15 protein-coding genes are annotated in these 16,818 nt (G+C 66.5%); 6 read left to right on the plus strand and 9 right to left on the minus strand.

The window, feature by feature from the left end:
* Window positions 1-559: retropepsin-like aspartic protease family protein (locus RR928_RS13045; RefSeq protein WP_332682828.1), on the minus strand; the 559-nt coding region annotated here is incomplete at its 3' end.
* A 154-nt stretch (window positions 560-713) separates the two neighbouring features.
* Window positions 714-1,199, minus strand: a complete 486-nt coding sequence (locus RR928_RS13050; protein WP_261497966.1) for a YajQ family cyclic di-GMP-binding protein — start codon at window positions 1,197-1,199, stop codon at window positions 714-716.
* A 120-nt stretch (window positions 1,200-1,319) separates the two neighbouring features.
* Between RR928_RS13050 and murB the strand changes: the two genes are divergently transcribed.
* From murB to RR928_RS13065, 3 genes are all read left to right on the plus strand, one after another.
* Window positions 1,320-2,405, plus strand: coding sequence for a UDP-N-acetylmuramate dehydrogenase (gene murB / locus RR928_RS13055; RefSeq protein WP_332534423.1), 1,086 nt, complete (start codon window positions 1,320-1,322; stop codon window positions 2,403-2,405).
* A gap of 175 nt (window positions 2,406-2,580) precedes the next feature.
* Window positions 2,581-3,222 carry a DUF6806 family protein gene (locus RR928_RS13060; RefSeq protein ID WP_332682832.1) on the plus strand — a complete coding sequence of 214 codons (642 nt, stop codon included), beginning with the start codon at window positions 2,581-2,583 and terminating at the stop codon, window positions 3,220-3,222.
* Entirely contained in the window at window positions 3,222-3,791 is a 570-nt protein-coding gene (locus RR928_RS13065; protein WP_332534419.1) for a M48 metallopeptidase family protein, read from the plus strand. The genes RR928_RS13060 and RR928_RS13065 overlap by 1 nt, the downstream gene beginning before the upstream one ends.
* 148 nt (window positions 3,792-3,939) lie before the next feature.
* On the opposite strand, the gene murI is transcribed toward RR928_RS13065, so the two are convergent.
* Together murI and RR928_RS13075 are read right to left on the minus strand one after the other, a co-directional pair.
* Window positions 3,940-4,788, minus strand: coding sequence for a glutamate racemase (gene murI / locus RR928_RS13070; protein ID WP_332534418.1), 849 nt, complete (start codon window positions 4,786-4,788; stop codon window positions 3,940-3,942).
* A gap of 117 nt (window positions 4,789-4,905) precedes the next feature.
* Complete coding sequence (locus RR928_RS13075) at window positions 4,906-6,459, minus strand: fumarate hydratase (protein ID WP_332534416.1); 1,554 nt, start codon at window positions 6,457-6,459, stop codon at window positions 4,906-4,908.
* 234 nt (window positions 6,460-6,693) lie between these two features.
* Here RR928_RS13075 and fumC point away from each other — a divergent pair, with 234 nt between their 5' ends.
* Window positions 6,694-8,091 carry a class II fumarate hydratase gene (fumC, locus tag RR928_RS13080; protein ID WP_332549363.1) on the plus strand — a complete coding sequence of 466 codons (1,398 nt, stop codon included), beginning with the start codon at window positions 6,694-6,696 and terminating at the stop codon, window positions 8,089-8,091.
* Window positions 8,092-8,188: 97 nt separating this feature from the next.
* Window positions 8,189-8,665 (plus strand): hypothetical protein, encoded by a 477-nt coding sequence (locus tag RR928_RS13085; RefSeq protein WP_332534412.1) that lies wholly within the window; start codon window positions 8,189-8,191, stop codon window positions 8,663-8,665.
* 5 nt (window positions 8,666-8,670) lie between these two features.
* Here the strand turns inward: RR928_RS13085 and RR928_RS13090 are convergent, their stop codons facing one another.
* The 5 genes from RR928_RS13090 to RR928_RS13110 form a co-directional block, all read right to left on the minus strand.
* A complete protein-coding gene (locus RR928_RS13090; RefSeq protein ID WP_332534411.1) occupies window positions 8,671-10,200 on the minus strand; it encodes an FAD-dependent oxidoreductase in 1,530 nt (509 codons plus the stop codon).
* A 112-nt stretch (window positions 10,201-10,312) separates the two neighbouring features.
* On the minus strand, window positions 10,313-11,338 hold the full coding sequence (proX, locus tag RR928_RS13095) for a glycine betaine/L-proline ABC transporter substrate-binding protein ProX (protein ID WP_332534409.1): 1,026 nt from the start codon (window positions 11,336-11,338) through the stop codon (window positions 10,313-10,315).
* Between the two features lie 115 nt (window positions 11,339-11,453).
* Entirely contained in the window at window positions 11,454-12,719 is a 1,266-nt protein-coding gene (proW, locus tag RR928_RS13100; RefSeq protein ID WP_442881912.1) for a glycine betaine/L-proline ABC transporter permease ProW, read from the minus strand.
* On the minus strand, window positions 12,716-13,969 hold the full coding sequence (gene proV / locus RR928_RS13105; RefSeq protein ID WP_332534407.1) for a glycine betaine/L-proline ABC transporter ATP-binding protein ProV: 1,254 nt from the start codon (window positions 13,967-13,969) through the stop codon (window positions 12,716-12,718). Before proV ends, proW begins: the two co-directional genes overlap by 4 nt.
* Window positions 13,970-14,489: 520 nt before the next feature.
* Window positions 14,490-15,098 carry a TIGR00645 family protein gene (locus RR928_RS13110; RefSeq protein WP_332534406.1) on the minus strand — a complete coding sequence of 203 codons (609 nt, stop codon included), beginning with the start codon at window positions 15,096-15,098 and terminating at the stop codon, window positions 14,490-14,492.
* A gap of 186 nt (window positions 15,099-15,284) precedes the next feature.
* On the opposite strand from RR928_RS13110, the gene RR928_RS13115 reads away from it, so the two are divergent.
* The coding region (locus tag RR928_RS13115) for an acetate--CoA ligase (protein WP_332682836.1) at window positions 15,285-16,818 on the plus strand (1,534 nt) is incomplete at its 3' end.

Raw genomic sequence — 16,818 nt, forward strand, 5'->3', positions numbered from 1 at the left:
GCAGCACGAAAGGCATGGCCTGGGGCGTGACCACGGCGTCGACGCCGCGCGCTTCCAGCCCGCCGATGCGCACCGAGTCCAGCCGCAGCCGCCAGCCGCGCACCGCGCCGTTGGCCGTGCCCATCTGCACGCTCTGGCCCTGCAGATAGGGCAGGCCCAGCCGGTCGGCTTCGGCCCGGCCTATGGCCACCGTGCTGGCGCCGGTATCGACCAGATAGCGCATGGGCTGGCCGTTGATCTGGCCCTGATCGATGAAATGCCCCTGGCCGTCGGCGTACAGCACCAGCCGCGCGGGCCCGCCCGCGGCGGGGCGCGCGCCCAGCTGCACGGGCGCTTCACCCAGGCGCAGCCGCTGCTGGCGGCCCGCGATGTCGATCAAGGCTTCGTCGGGCCCGACCTTGAGCACGCGCACCGCGCCCAGGCTTTCGCCCGCGGCGAGACTGCGCGGCGCGCCGCCGTCAATCACCAGCAGTGCCTTGCTGCCCAGAATGCCGGTCAGCGCCACCGATTGCGCGCTGGCCAGCGCTGGCAGCAGCGCCAGGATCAGGCTTGCCGACATTGCACGCCGCTGCCGCCAGCCTAGGGCGAGGACCCAGCGAGGGGCACCGAGCAAGGGCCGCCCCGCAGCGACGGTGCCGTCCCCTAGCCGGGCGCCCCCCTCCACCGAAGGATGAGAGGGGGAAGCCACGAAGTGGCTCAGGGGGTGTTTCAATTCAGTCGCGGAAGTTGTTGAACGAGAGCGGCACGTCGTCGATTTCCTTGCGGATCAGCGCCATCGCGGCCTGCAGGTCGTCGCGCTTGGCGCCCGTGATGCGCACTTTCTCGTCCTGGATCGCGGCCTGCACCTTGAGCTTGCTTTCCTTCATCAGCTTTTGCAGCTTCTTGGCGAGCTCGGACTCGATGCCGTTGCGCACCTTGACGACCTGCTTGAGCTTGTCGCCGCCGATCTTCTGCGCTTTCTGGATGTCGAGGAAGCGCACGTCGACGCTGCGCTTGGTCAGCTTGTTGCGCAGCAGGTCTTCGACCTGGGTCAGCTGGAAGTCGGCATCACCGTACATGGTGATTTCCTTGTCCTTGAGCTCGACGGCGGCCGAAGAGCCCTTGAAGTCGAAACGCGTGGCGATTTCCTTGGCGGCGTTCTCGACCGCGTTCTTGACTTCGACGAAATCGGCTTCGCAAACGGTGTCAAAAGATGGCATGGGTATTTCTCTTTCCTGAAAGGGTCTGGGGAGTGCACGGCAGGCCGTTCGCCCTGAGCCTGTCGAAGGGCGTTCTCCGACGCACAGCGTGCCTCTGGTCGCGGTGCGACAATCCAGCCAATGTTAGTCGAGAAAAATGTTCCCTTGCAGCACAGCAATACCTTTGGCATCGCGGCCCGCGCCCATGCCCTGGTGCGCGTGCGTTCCGAAGATGATGTGCGCGCGGTGCTGGCCGACCCGTTCTGGGGCCGGCGCCCGCTGCTGGTGCTCGGCGGGGGCAGCAACATCGTGCTGACCGGCGATGTCGAACCCGTGGTGCTGAAGATGGAAATCCAGGGCATGCGCGTGGTCGAGCAAACCCCCACGGCCTGGATTGTCGAAGCCGGCGCGGGCGAGCGTTGGCACGATCTCGTGGCCTGGACGCTGGACCAGGGCCTGCCCGGGCTCGAGAACCTGGCGCTGATTCCCGGCACCGTGGGCGCCTCGCCGGTGCAGAACATCGGCGCCTACGGTGTCGAGCTGCAGGACCGCTTCGCGTCGCTCGATGCGATCGATCTGGTCACGGGCCAGGGCTTCACGCTCGACGCCGCGCAATGCGCGTTCAGCTACCGGGATTCGGTGTTCAAGCATCTGCCGGCCGAACCCGCGGGGCCGCGCGCAGCCATTCCGCGCGGCATGGGCCTGGCGGGTCGCGCGGTGATCACGCGCGTGCGCTTTGCGCTGCCCAAGGCCTGGAAGCCCGAGATCGGCTACCTGGACATAGAGCGCAAGCGCGCCGAAGCCGGCGTGGAGCAGCCCACGGCGCGCCAGATCTTCGACTGGGTCTGCGAGATCCGCCGCGCCAAGCTGCCCGATCCCGAAGTGCTGGGCAATGCGGGCAGTTTCTTCAAGAACCCCACGGTCAGTGCCGAGCAGTGTGCCGACATCATTGCGCGCGAGCCGCGCATCGTGCACTACCCGCTGGCCGACGGCACGATCAAGCTCGCCGCGGGCTGGCTGATAGACGCCTGCGGCTGGAAAGGCAAGACCATGGGCAAGGCCGGGGTCTATGAACGCCAGGCGCTGGTGCTGGTCAATCGCGGCGACCGCCACTCCGATGACGCCAGCGTCACGGGCGGCGAAGTCATGACGCTGGCCCGGGCCATACAGACCAGCGTCTATGAACGCTTCGGCATACGCCTGGAGCCCGAGCCGGTCGTGGTCTGAACCTGCTGTACGCGCAGCGGCGGGGGCGTTACGATACATGCGAAAATAGGCCGTCTCGGCACGGCGGGATGTCCGGGCTGCATGGTGCCCCCGGACAGCGCTTGAAAATTGCCTTCATAACGACACGTCATAAACAGCGGTTTTCCCCCGACGAGTGCCCCAGCGAGATTCGATCATGTCAAGTTACAACCCACCTTTTGAAATCCACGTCCACGGCCAAGTGGTGCTGACGGCCCAGACCAGCTTCGAGCAGCTGCAGGAGGCGCTCAAGCCGCTGTGGAGCTATGCGGGCGCGCGCTCGCTCGCCGATGGCGCGACCAGCGTCTACGAGGAGGAGCCGGGCATACAGTTCGACGCGCGCGAGCACCGCCTGCAGATCTGCTGGACGGTGCGCGGCGACGAAGACTTCCGCCAGACGCTGGACGAAATGTGCATGAGCCTCAACGAGCTGTCGGAGCAGGGCGCGGCGATCGAGGTCACGTTCTACGACACGGAATTCGACGACGAAGACGAAGAGACCGACGAGGCCGAGTCGCGCGACGACTTCCTGATGCTGTTCGTGGGCCCCACGCCCGCGGCCATCATGCAGGTGCAGCGCGATCTGCTGGTGCAGGACGTGATCAACATGATGGAGCGCCACTTCGACGGCGCCGAGCTTGGCGGCGTGGTTGCCGAGATCGACAAGCTGTTCTCGCTGCGCTTCGATGCGCTGGTGAACTCGCTGGAAATCGGCAAGCCGCCGCGCGGCCCCGGCGGCTCGGGCGGCGGATCGGGCCACGGCAGCGGCGGCAACCGCCGTCCGCGCCACCTGCACTGATGCCAGCGGGCGCGGCGCGATCGCCGCATCTGGGCGGCTCGGCCATGGACCTGCCTTATCTGCGTTCCTATCCTGCACACCTGCAGGAACAGGTGCGCGCGCTGCTGGCCAATGACGGCACGGCGGCGCTGCTGCGCCGCAAGTACCCCCAGGCGCATGCGCTGCGCACCGACAAGGCGCTGTACGACTACACCGCCGAGCTCAAGTCGCGCCACCTGCGCAACGGCGGCACCATCCACAAGGTGATGTACGACAGCAAGATCCATGTGGTGCGCAATGCGCTGGGCCTGCACACCAGCCGCGCGCTGGTGCAGGGCGGCAAGCTGTCGGCGCGCCACGAGATCCGCGTGGCGTCGATGTTCAAGAACACGCCCGAGGAGTTCCTGCGCATGATCGTGGTGCACGAACTCGCCCATCTGCGCGAGAAGGACCATGACAAGGCGTTCTACCAGCTGTGCGCGCACATGGAGCCGTCATACCACCAGTATGAGTTCGATGTACGGCTGTATCTGACGCATCTCGATGCGGGCGGCGGGCGGCTGTGGGGTGAGGCGCCTGCGGTGGCCTGAGGCTGGAATGCCGGCCCTTCGACAGGCTCAGGACGAACGGTTTTTGTCGTTCCTGCCTTGGTCCTTCGACAGGCCCAGGGCTGGGCGTCAACGGTTTTCCGTTCGCCCTGCGTTTATCGAAGGGTGAACGACCCCGCCGCGGATTGCGTCACGCAATCTCTATATGTGCACAATGCGCCGCCGGCAGATCCAGCCAGCGCTGGGCCGCGGCCTGCAGGCTGCTGAGGCCGCCCGTGGCAAACAGCTCGATGGCCGGCGCTGACCGGGATTCGGGCGCGAGCATGCCGGCCTGGGCCAGCAGGCGGCGCACCTGGCGCGCGACCGGCGCGCCGGTGTCTATCAGCTGCACGTCGGGTCCGAGCAGCGCGCGCAGTTCGTCCTTGACGAAAAGATAGTGGGTGCAGCCCAGCACCAGCGTGTCGATCTCGCCGGTCTTCCGGCCGAAGCTGCCCAGGGCCTGCGTATGCCGGGCGCAGCGTTCCCACAGGTCGCTGCCCTGCATGTCGGCGGCCGGCGGCTGCTCGGTGGCCAGCTCGATGGCGCGCGCCAGGCCGTCGCAGGCCTGGACCGCGAAAGTCGTTTTCTGTGAGTGCTCACTCAGCAGGCGTGCAAAGCGCGCGCTGCTCACGGTGCCGCGCGTGGCCATCACGCCCACATGGTGGGTCTGGCTGCTGAGCGAGGCCGGCTTGAGCGCGGGCTCCACGCCGATCAGCGTGAGATCGGGCATCTCGCGGCGCAGCTGTTCGACGGCTGCGGCCGTGGCCGTGTTGCAGGCAATCACCAGCGCCTTGATGTCGTATTGCGCGCGCAGGTGGCGGGCAATGGCGCTGGTGCGCTGCTGCACGAAAGCTTCGTCGCGCTCGCCGTAGGGCGCATGGCCGCTGTCGGCGACATAGACCAGAGGTTCGTGCGGCAGTTCATGGCGCAGCGCCTGCAGGACGCTGAGGCCGCCTATGCCGCTGTCGAAGATGCCGATGGGAGAGGCTGCGTGGGGCATGGAAAAGGACGGGAGTGCGGGCCGTAAAAAAGCGGGCCGAAACGGCCCGCATCCAAGTATGCCTTGTCCAGGGCCGGCATGCAGGATGCCGCCCCCGCAAGGGGAGCGGCCCCGGGCTCAGACCGCGCCGACGGAAATTCCCTTGAATTCACCGGTCGCGATGCGTTCCTTCCAGATCGCCGGGCCGGTGATGTGGGCGCTGGTGCCGCCGGCATCGACGGCCACGGTCACCGGCATGTCGACCACGTCGAATTCGTAGATGGCTTCCATGCCCAGATCGGCAAAGCCCACGACCTTGGCGTTCTTGATCGCCTTGGAGACCAGGTAGGCGGCGCCGCCCACGGCCATCAGGTAGGCGCTCTTGTGCTGCTTGATCGCCTCGATGGCCACCGGGCCGCGCTCGGCCTTGCCGATCATGGCGATCAGGCCGGTCTGCTCGAGCATCATGTTGGTGAACGAGTCCATGCGCGTGGCCGTGGTCGGGCCGGCCGGGCCCACGGCTTCGTCGCCCACCGGGTCCACGGGGCCGACGTAGTAGATCACGCGGTTGGTGAAGTCCACGGGCAGCTTTTCGCCCTTGGACAGCATGTCCTGGATGCGCTTGTGCGCGGCGTCGCGGCCGGTCAGCATCTTGCCGTTGAGCAGCAGCGTGTCGCCGGGCTTCCAGCTCGCGACTTCCTGCTTGGTCAGGTTGTTCAGGTCGACGCGCTTGCTCTTTTGCGTGTCGGGCGCCCATTCGACCTTGGGCCACAGATCCAGCGAAGGCGCGTCGAGGTAGACCGGGCCCGAGCCGTCCATCACGAAGTGGGCGTGGCGCGTGGCCGCGCAGTTGGGGATCATGGCCACGGGCTTGGAAGCCGCATGCGTGGGGTACATCTTGATCTTGACGTCGAGCACGGTCGACAGGCCGCCCAGGCCCTGGGCGCCTATGCCCAGTGCGTTGACCTTCTCGTACAGCTCAAGGCGCATTTCCTCGACCTGGTCGAGCTTCTCGCCGCGCTGCGACTTGGCCTGGAGCTCATACATGTCCAGGTCTTCCATCAGGCTTTCCTTGGCCAGCAGCACGGCCTTCTCGGCGGTGCCGCCAATGCCGATGCCGATCATGCCGGGCGGGCACCAGCCCGCACCCATGGTGGGAATGGTCTTGAGCACCCAGTCGACAATGCTGTCGCCAGGGTTCATCATGATCATCTTGGACTTGTTTTCCGAGCCGCCGCCCTTGGCCGCGACGGTGATGTCGACCTTGTCGCCGGGCACGATCTGCGTGAAGATCACGGCCGGGGTGTTGTCCTTGGTGTTCTTGCGAGCGAAGTGGGGGTCTGCCACCACGGAAGCGCGCAGCGTGTTGTCGGGGTGGTTGTAGCCTTGGCGCACGCCTTCGTTGATCGCGTCCTCGATGCCGCCGGTGAAGCCTTCCCAGCGCACGTCCATGCCGATCTTGAGGAACACGTTGACGATGCCGGTGTCCTGGCAGATGGGGCGGTGACCGATGGCCGACATCTTGGAGTTCGTCAGGATCTGGGCCATCGCGTCCTTGGCCGCCGGGCTCTGTTCGCGCTCGTAGGCGCGTGCCAGGTGGGCGATGTAGTCGGCGGGGTGGTAGTAGCTGATGTACTGCAGGGCGCCTGCGATCGAATCGATCAGGTCCTGCTGGCGGATCGTGGTGGTCATCGTGGGTTTCTTTGGAAAGGGAGAACAACGAACTGCGAAAGCAACCCGGGATTATCCCGCGCTTCACTGCAAACCGTGCCCATGGCCCAGCAGTCTTCTATAACACTTGCGGCCTGAATTGCGGCTCGTTCGCGTCTATGGCGCATGTGTCAGAGTGGATGCAAAACAGAATGTTGAGAATAGGTATCATTCATTGATGGATTTTTTCCATTCAACCCTTATGGAGACTTGTGGATGACGCAACCGGCTACGCGACAGGAACGTGACACTTTCGGCCCCATCGAGGTCCAGGCCGACAGGCTCTGGGGGGCGCAGACCCAGCGTTCGCTGCAGAATTTCGACATATCGGGCGAGCGCCAGCCGCTGGAGCTGATCCGCGCGCTGGCCCTGGTCAAGCGCGCTTCGGCCGTGGTCAACCAGCAGCTGGGCCTGCTGGATGCGAAGAAGGCCCAGGCCATCGTTGCCGCGGCCGATGAAGTGGTCGCGGGCCAGCATGACGAGCAGTTTCCGCTGGTCGTATGGCAGACCGGCTCGGGCACGCAGAGCAACATGAACGTCAACGAGGTGCTGGCCAACCGCGCCAGCGAGCTGCTGGGCGGCGAGCGCGGCGAAGGCCGGCTGGTGCATCCCAACGACGACGTCAACAAGAGCCAGTCGAGCAACGACGTGTTTCCCACGGCCATGCATGTGGCCGCGGTGCAGGCGCTGGTCGAGCGCCTGCTGCCCTCGGCGGCAAAGCTGCAGGCCACGCTGGCCGAGAAGTCCGAGGCCTTTGCCGAGATCATCAAGATCGGCCGCACGCACCTGCAGGACGCCACGCCGCTGACGCTGGGCCAGGAGTTTTCCGGCTATGTCGCGCAGCTGCGCCATGGCCAGGCCCATGTGCAGGCCGCGTTGCCGCACCTGTGCGAACTTGCGCTCGGCGGCACGGCCGTGGGCACGGGCCTGAACGCTCCCGCGGGCTATGCGGTCGCGGTCGCGGCCGAACTCGCGCGCCTCACGGGCCTGCCGTTTGTCACCGCACCCAACAAGTTCGAGGCCCTGGCCAGCGTCGATGCCCTGGTGCATGCGCATGGCGCGCTCAAGACCCTGGCCGCAAGCCTGACGAAGATCGCCAACGACGTGCGCTGGCTGGCCAGCGGTCCGCGCAGCGGCATTGGCGAGTTGAGCATCCCCGAGAACGAGCCGGGCTCGTCCATCATGCCGGGCAAGGTCAACCCGACGCAAAGCGAAGCGCTGACCATGCTTGCCGCCCAGGTCATGGGCAACGACGTGGCGATCAACATCGGCGGCGCCTCGGGCAACTTCGAGCTCAATGTGTTCCGCCCCATGGTGGCGCACAACTTCCTGCAGAGCGTGCGCCTGCTGGCCGACGGCATGCGCAGCTTCAACGACCACTGCGCCGTGGGCATCACGCCCAACGAAGACCGCATTGCCGAGCTGGTGCAGCGTTCGCTGATGCTGGTGACCGCGCTGAACCCGCATATCGGCTACGACAAGGCCGCCTATATCGCCAAGAAGGCCCACCGCGAAGGCTCGAGCCTGCGCGAAGCCGCCGTGGCCAGCGGGCATCTCACGGGCGAGCAGTTCGATGCCTGGGTCGTGCCGGCGCAGATGGTCGGCAACCTTTGAGGGCCATCCGCGCCTGAGCCTTGCCGCACGCGGGCGCGGGTGGCGACGTCTGCTAAGGTGCAGCCCTTGTTCCCGCTCCCGAGCGAAAGACTTTTTGATGGATTCTCTGTCCTTGCGCACCGCCACCGTTGTGGCGGCTGTGGCGCTGCTGGCCGGCTGCTCCGGCCTGCGCATGCCTTCTATGCCCTCACTGCCGGGCTGGATGTCCTCAGCCAAGCCTGCGGTGGTCGCGGCACCTCCCGCGGCGCCCGCCGCGGCATCAATCCTCCAGCCCACGGACCGCACCGAGACCTGGCGCGGCGTCTACCGCCAGCAGGCCGACAGCGGACGCTTCACCGAGTGCCGCGCGGGTGTCGAGATGCCCGTGGCCGCAGCGGGCGACAGCGCTCTGCTGGAGTCGGCCTATGCTTCCAGCCGGTCTGCGCCGGGGGCGCCGGTGTTTGTCGAGGTCCAGGGGCGCTGGGTGCAACGCGCGCGCGCCGACATGCCGCCTTCGGCGAACGCCACGGAACTGGCGCTGCTGGTCGAGCGCTTTGTCTCGGTATCGAGCCGAACGTCCTGCGCCGGCTGGTGAGGTGGTCAGCGCCGGCGCGCGCTGCGCTCCAGCCCCGGCAGGCCCATGTCGAAGCGCTGGTTGAGATAGTGGATCGATGACTTGTAGGCGGCATCGGCCCAGCCCGAGCGCTGCGGGTTGTAGCCGTCGCTGACCAGCGCGATGTCTTCGCCCGGCAGCGGCTGCACGGCCCAGCGGTAGATGTCGTGGTTGGTGAACTGGTTGCCCGCGCGCAGGTAATACCAGGCATCGGGCCATTCGCGGAACACGGTCTTGCTTGGCGGGCCTATGGTCACGGGGCGGGTCACGCCGTTGTTCGCGAACAGGTGGTTCAGGCCGATCGCCACTTCCTTTTCGAGCGCTTCGATCGGGCCCTGGGCCAGCCGCGCCCACAGGTTGGCGCAGTCGGACTGGTCGTTGTAGACCACGCGGATCGCGTTCTGCGCCGCCGCATAGGCTTCGAGCGGAATCTCCACCGAATTGATGCAGTGGCCCGTGGTCCAGGCGCGCCAAACATGGCGGCCATTGGGCGTGACGATGCCGCGCCACCAGGGCTGGGCATACCACTGTGTGATGGTGGTCACGCGCACGCCGACCAGTGCCTGGAACTCGGGCTGGGCGCAGATTTTCTCTATCACGTCGCCGCGCAGCTGCTGCAGCGCCACCGGCGGCAAGGCCAGCACCAGCGTGCGCGCGGTCAGCGCGCGCCGCGCGGTCTTGATCAGATAGCCGGTCGGCGACTTGTCGACCGACAGCACGGGCTCGGACAGATGGATCTGCACGCCCTGGTCGCGCGCGCGCTGCTCCATGCCGCGCGTATAGGCCGACATGCCGCCCACGGGATACAGGCTCTGGCAATGGCCGCTGGGGCAGATCGCGCCGGCGTCGTTCTCTTCGTCGAGGTAGTCGAGATAGGCCTTGGCGTTGAGGTCGTACTCGTGGTCGGCGCGAAAGCGGTAGGTGTCGTGCAGAAAGGCGCAGCCTTCGACGCCAATGACTTTCTCGGCATAGGCGCGCAGGTTGGGGTAGCGGTCCACATGGGCGCGTTCCGGGCCCTTGAGCAGCCGGTCGTAGAGCTGGACTTCATAGCCGCCGCGATCGCGGTCGACATCGAGGCCGGGAAACACGCGGATGAAGTCGTCGTTGTGGGTCGCATACATGCCGCGCGTGTATCCGAGCTCCTCGAGCATCTCGGGTTTCTGCAGCGCGATGCCCAGTTCCTGGGCCAACTCCACCAGCACGCTCTGGCCTTCCATGATGCGGCGCGCGCCAAGCTGTATGAACGGGCCTTCGCTGTGCTCGTCGGACGCGGGAATGTCGGACACGCGCCCGCCCAGGCGTTCGTCCTGCTCGAACAGGCAGATGCGCGGGCCGTGGCGCGCAGCCAGGCGCAAGGCCGTGTGCAGGCCCGCGACGCCGCCGCCGACAATGGCGATATCGCAATGGGCCGTGGTGTCGTCCGCGGCCAGCACGGGCTGCGTCTGGGGGGAATCCTGCGCGCTGGGGGGCGCGGTTTCGGGGCTGGCGACTTCGCCGCCCAACAAAAGATTGCTCATGCCGGACATCCTTTCCCGGGACTGCCTGCGCGCGCGGGCGCAGGGCAATCGTTCGGCTCAGTGTAGGGTGCCGACTGGCGCGGCGCCCGGCATGGCTATGTGCTGCGCGTGGTTATCGCGCAGCGGCGCGCGCCTGGTCCAGCCAGCCGTCGAAAGTCTTCTGATGGGCCTCTATCCAGCCCGCGACATGGCGTTCGATATCGGCCGGCTTGTTCTCGCCGAGGAACATGCGGTTGTTTTGGGCGTTGATGTCGTTGATCGGCAGCTGCATGATCTCGAACAGCTTGCCCGCGGCCGGGTTCTGCAGCGCCCATTGCTTGTTGGCCAGGATGTGCTGGGTGTTGGGCACGAAGCCGTAGTTCCTGCCATTGGGCAGTTGGGTGTCCTCGCTGCCCTGCGCGCCGGGTGTCGCGCTGAACGGCACTTCGAGCCACATCACGTCGGTGCCTGGCTTGAGCTGGGCGCTGACCCAGAACGGCGTCCAGGTGTAGTACAGCACGGGCTTGCCGGCCTGGTAGCGCGAGATGGTGTCGGCGATCAGCGCCGAGTAGGTGCCCTGCTGGTGCGTGACCGTGGCGCGCAGGCCGAAGGCATCGAGCTGGTGCTCGATTGCGGCTTCGCAGCCCCAGCCCGGCGTGCAGCCCGTGAGGTCGGCCTTGCCGTCGCCGTTGGCGTCGAACAGCGCGGCGAGCTTGGGGTCCTTGAGCTGGCTGATCCGGGTGATGCCGTACTGGTCGGCGGTCTTCTTGTCTATCAGGTAACCCTGGATCGCGCCTTCGGCAAACGTTCCCTGGCGCGTGAGCTTGCCGTCGCCGCCGGCATTCTTGTAGAAGTCTTCATGCAGCGGCACCCAGTGGTTGGCCATGAACGTGGCATCGCCGTTGGCGATCGCCAGATGGGCCGTGGGGTACTCGACTTCCTGTACAGGCTGCACGTCGTAGCCCAGCTGCTGCAGGGCCTTGACCACGACCTGGGTCTGGAAGTTTTCCTCGGCGATCGAGCTCTTGAGCGGAAAGACCTTCACGCCCTTGCCGGGCATTGGGTTGCCCGCGGTGTTCTGGGCGCTGGCCATCAGGCCTAGGCTTGCCAGGCCGACCGCAAGCAGTGCGCGGCGCAGGTGGGAGAAAGAATGGGACATATGGAATTTCCTGTGTTCTGGGGAAGACGCGCGCAGCGGCCGTGGCCCGCAGGCCAAGGGCGCGCGGCCAGCGGCGCGCCGCTCGCCGCGCGCCGCTTGCCGCGCGCGTCGGTCTTCAGGCGTTGGCGGTGGTGCCGACGGGAGCGGCTGCAGGCGCAGCGGCCTCGGTCGTGGCCGCAGGCGCGGGTGCGCGGCGGCTGCGCAGCAGCCAGCCCAGCGGGCCGCGCTGCGACCAGCGCACGCCACCGCGCTGGGGCTTGCCCATGGCCTGGGTGATGCGGTCCAGCGCAATCGCCAGCAGCACGATGCCCAGGCCGCCGACCGTGGCCAGGCCCATGTCGAGGCGGCCGATGCCGCGCAGCACCATCTGACCCAGGCCGCCTACCGCGATCATCGAGGCGATGACCACCATCGACAGCGACAGCATCAGCGCCTGGTTGATGCCGGCCATGATGGACGGCATGGCCAGCGGCAGCTGCACCTTGAACAGCATCTGCATGGGCGAGGCGCCATAGGCGCGACTGGCTTCGATCAGGTCGGGACGCACCTGGCGTATGCCGAGGTTGGTCAGGCGGATCAGCGGCGGCAGTGCGAACACGATGGTGACGATCACGCCGGGCACGTTGCCGATGCCGAACAGCATCACCACGGGAACCAGGTAGACGAAGGCCGGCGTGGTCTGCATCGCGTCGAGGAAAGGACGGGTCCAGCGCTGGGCGCGGTCGCTGGCGGCCAGCGCAATGCCCACGGGCAGGCCGATCAATATGCAGAATGCCAGCGATGTCAGCACCAGCGACAGCGTGACCATGGCTTCGGGCCAGATGCCCAGCAGGGCGACCACGGCCAGCGAGACCAGCGTGCCGATGGCAATCGCCCGGCCCGCGAACTGCCAGGCCAGCAGCACCATGACGGCGATCATGACCATCGATGGCACGCTGGTCAGCAGGCTCTCAACGCCGGTGAGCGTGGCATCGATGGGCGCGCGCACCGTCTGGAAGAAAGGCCGGAAATGCGTGACCACCCATTCGAGGCCGTGGTTGATGCTGTCCTGCACCTGGGCCGAATCGGCCATCCAGTGCTGCACGTCAAGCAGCTGCGACAGCGTCGCGGGCGTATCGGCCGGCACGCTGCCGAGCGCGTCGTTGGCCAGTCGCGGTCCGTCGAGCCAGTCGGTATTGCCTGCGTCCAGCCCGCCGCTGTTGCCCAGCGTCCAGGGGTCCATGGCCAGCGCGGGATCGGCGAGCTGGGCGGCGCTGTCGACCGGGATGTCGCTCAACGGCTGGGGCATGGCCGACATGTCCATCGTGGTCGAATCGAGCGCGTCGGTGCTGACCTGGGCCAATTGCACGCTGGCGGTGGAGTGCGTTGCGCTGCTGTTCATGCGGCGCTCCCGGCTGTGGCCTGGGGCGGCGCAGGGGGGCTGGGCGGCACGGGCGGCGTGTCGCGGTCCAGGAACTTGAGCAGCATGGTCTTGCTGATCACGCCCGCGAAGCGGCCGTCGCTCTGCACCACGGGCAGCGCGCAGGGCGCGGATGCGACCTGGCCGAACAGGTTGGCGACGGGGGCATCGACCGCGATCGACGACACGTTGTCGAGGTAGGCATGCTGCAGGCCCAGCGTGCCCACATGGCCATGCAGCGCCGCGCGCAGCGAGTCGGCCGACACCGTTCCAAGATAGCGCTGGCGCGGGCTCAGCACATAGGCGAAGTCGCGGTCCGATTCCTCGATGGCGCGCAGCGCCGGGCGGCAGCCGCGGTCGCTGTGTTCATTGACGATGGTCAGCGCGCGGCGCGCGATGTCGCCGGCCTTGAACACCGCCGCCGCATCGACGCCGCGGATGAAGTGGCGCACATAGTCGTTGGCGGGATTGCGCAGGATGTCGTCGGGTGTGCCGACCTGTATCACCTGGCCGTCCTTCATGATCGCGATGCGGTCGCCGATGCGCATGGCTTCGTCGAGGTCGTGCGAAATGAAGATGATGGTGCGGCGCTTGACTTCCTGCAGGCGCAGCAGCTCCGACTGCATCTCGGTGCGGATGATGGGATCGAGCGCGGAAAAGGCTTCGTCCATCAGCAGGATGGACGGGTCGGAGGCCAGCGCCCGGGCCAGGCCCACGCGCTGCTGCATGCCGCCCGACAGTTCGTCGGGGTAGCTCGCGCCCCAGCCTGCGAGGCCCACCTGCTCCAGCGCGGCCTGGGCCAGCGCCTGGCGCTCGGCGCGGTCCACGCCCGCGAGCTCCAGCCCGAAGGCCGTGTTGTCGAGCACATTCACATGGGGCAGCAGCGCGAACGACTGGAACACCATGGAGATGTCCTTGCGGCGCAGCGCGCGCAAGTCCTTGGGGCTCAATGCGCCGATGTCGGCGCCGTCGACCAGGATGCGGCCGGACGTGGGCTCGATCAGGCGGTTGAGCATGCGCACCAGCGTGGACTTGCCCGAGCCCGACAGGCCCATGATGACGAAGATTTCGCCGGCTTCGATCTGGAAATCGGCGTCGAACACGCCTATCGATTGGCCGGTACGCGCCAGGATGTCCGATTTGCTCAGTCCCTGCTGGACCAGCGCCAGCGCGTCCTGCGGCGCATCGCCGAAGACCTTGAAAACATGCTCGATGGTGATCTGTTTGGCCACTGTTTCGCTCTCCCTTTTATTGGATTGAATACAGTCCAGCGCTTGTGAAAGGCTGGCGTGCAAGGCCGAAGGCAGAACCTGATGCAAGGGTCGCCGGGATCCCGCGACGGGACCGGCGGCGACCGGAAATGCGTATGGACAACGCAGGCTCGAATGGTGCCGCGAGGGGCACGCAAGAGCCAGGCAAGACGCCAGCGCGCGACATGGTGGAAAACCTGTCTGCCGGCTGGCGATCCAGGGCGCGGCGAAAGCCGCGCAACTGGGCATCAGGACCGCGATCGGCCCGATGACGGGGCTGCCGAGGCAACGCCGCCTGAAGTGGATCGAAGCGTGAAAACGCTTGGATTACCTGCATGGCAGGTTGTAAATAAGCGTTCAATTCTATTAATTGAGTGCTTTTGTGTCAACAAATGGTTATTTTTGACTGTGTTATCACGCGCGCGTTTTTTGCGCGCCAGGCGAAAAAAAACCCGCGCCGCGGATTGCGGGGCGGGTTCTGCGGGCGCGTGGCGCGCGGCTTTCAGTGGCTGCGTGCGGGGCTGCGCAGCAGGCGGTCGGTGTAGGCGATGGCCAATGCGCTCAGCAGGAAGGCGATATGGATCGCGGTCTGCGCAATCAGCACCTTGGAGTCGTAGTTGGCGGCGTTGATGAAGGTCTTGAGCAGATGGATGGAGCTGATGCCGATGATGGACAGGCCCAGCTTGACCTTGAGCACGGTCGCGTCCACGTGGCTCAGCCATTCGGGCTGATCGGGATGGCCTTCGATGTTGAGCCGGCTGACGAAGGTCTCGTAGCCGCCGATGATCACCATGATCAACAGGTTGGAGATCATCACCACGTCGATCAGCGCCAGCACGACCAGCATGATGACCGTCTCGTTGAGGCTGGTCAGCGGGGCGTCGGGCTTGTAGCCGATGCTGGTGACCAGCGCCTGGAGTGCGGTCTGGCTGCCGAACGCGGCCTCCACAAGGTGCAACAGCTCGAGCAGGAAATGCCAGACATAGACGCCTTGCGCGAGGATCAGGCCGAGGTACAGCGGAACCTGCAGCCAGCGGCTGGCGAAGATGAAGGTGGCCAGCGGGTTCATTTTGGCAGCCGCTGGCTTGCCGGAGGGTGTGGGGGTGTCCATGGGGTGTGGGGGCGAGAAATAGGGTGCGCGATTGTATCGGTGCGCGATGACGGCGGCATTACTGAGGGGTTGAACGCCATGCTTGACCACGGCGCACGGTTTTGCGCCGACCAGTCAGTGACGTGTAAGACCCGCGGGCGACAGTCGCGGCACAATGCAAAAGTTAGCCAAGGAGACAGAAATATCATGAGTGCGTCGTCATCTGCGATCGAATCCGTGCTGGTTGAAAACCGCGTCTTTCCCCCGCCTGCGGCCTTTGCCCAGTCGGCCCGCATTTCGGGCATGCCCGCCTACGAGGCGCTGTGCGCCGAAGCCGAAGCGGACTACGAAGGCTTCTGGTCGCGGCTGGCGCGCGAGCATCTTGATTGGAGCCGGCCGTTCAGCCAGACGCTCGATACCTCCAATGCGCCGTTCTACCGCTGGTTTGCCGACGGCGAACTCAATGCCAGCGCCAACTGCCTGGACCGCCACATGGGCACGGCCGTCGAGCACAAGACGGCGATCATCTTCGAAGCCGACGACGGCGCTGTGACGCGCGTCAGCTACCGCGAGCTGCTCGAGCGCGTGAGCCAGTTCGCCAATGCGCTCAAGGCCCAGGGCGTGCAAAAGGGCGATCGCGTGCTGATCTACATGCCGATGACCATCGAAGGCGTGGTCGCGATGCAGGCCTGCGCGCGCATAGGCGCGACGCACAGCGTGGTGTTCGGCGGCTTCTCGGCCAAGGCCGTGCAGGAGCGCATCATCGACGCCGGCGCCGTGGTGGTGATCACCGCCAACTACCAGCTGCGCGGCGGCAAGGAGCTGCCGCTCAAGGCCATCGTCGACGACGCACTGGCCTCGGGCGAATGCACCAGCGTGCGCCAGGTGCTGGTCTACGAACGCACGGCCACGCCCTGCGCCATGCAGCCCGGCCGCGACAAGACGTTTGCCGAGGCACTGGCCGGCCAGTCCAAGGAATGCGCTGCCGTGGCATTCGGCGCCGAGCACCCGCTGTTCATCCTCTACACCAGCGGCTCCACGGGCAAGCCCAAGGGCGTGCAGCACAGCACCGGCGGCTATGCGCTGTGGGCCAAGCTGACCATGGACTGGACTTTCGACCTGCGCCCCGACGACGTGTTCTGGTGCACGGCCGACATCGGCTGGATCACGGGTCACACCTATGTCGCCTACGGCCCGCTGGCGGCCGGCGCGACGCAGATCGTGTTCGAAGGCGTGCCCACCTTCCCCGACGCGGGCCGCTTCTGGCAGATGATAGAGCGCCACCGCTGCTCCATCTTCTACACCGCGCCCACGGCCATACGCTCGCTGATCAAGGCCGCCGAAGCCGATGCCGCGGTGCACCCGGATCGCAGCGACCTGTCGAGCCTGCGCCTGCTGGGCAGCGTGGGCGAGCCCATCAACCCCGAAGCCTGGATGTGGTACCACCGCCATGTGGGCGGCGAGCGCTGCCCCATTGTCGACACCTTCTGGCAGACCGAGACCGGCGGCCATGTGATCACGCCGCTGCCGGGCGCCACGCCGCTGGTGCCGGGCTCGTGCACGCTGCCGCTGCCGGGCATCACCGCGGCCATCGTCGACGAACTGGGCAACGACATTCCCGACGGCACGGGCGGCATCCTGGTCATCAAGCGCCCCTGGCCCAGCATGATCCGCAACATCTGGAACGACCCCGAGCGCTTCAAGAAGAGCTACTTCCCCGAAGAGCTCAAGGGCTACTACC

Source organism: Comamonas sp. (assembly GCF_036666375.1).
In the GTDB taxonomy this organism is placed as follows: domain Bacteria; phylum Pseudomonadota; class Gammaproteobacteria; order Burkholderiales; family Burkholderiaceae_C; genus Comamonas.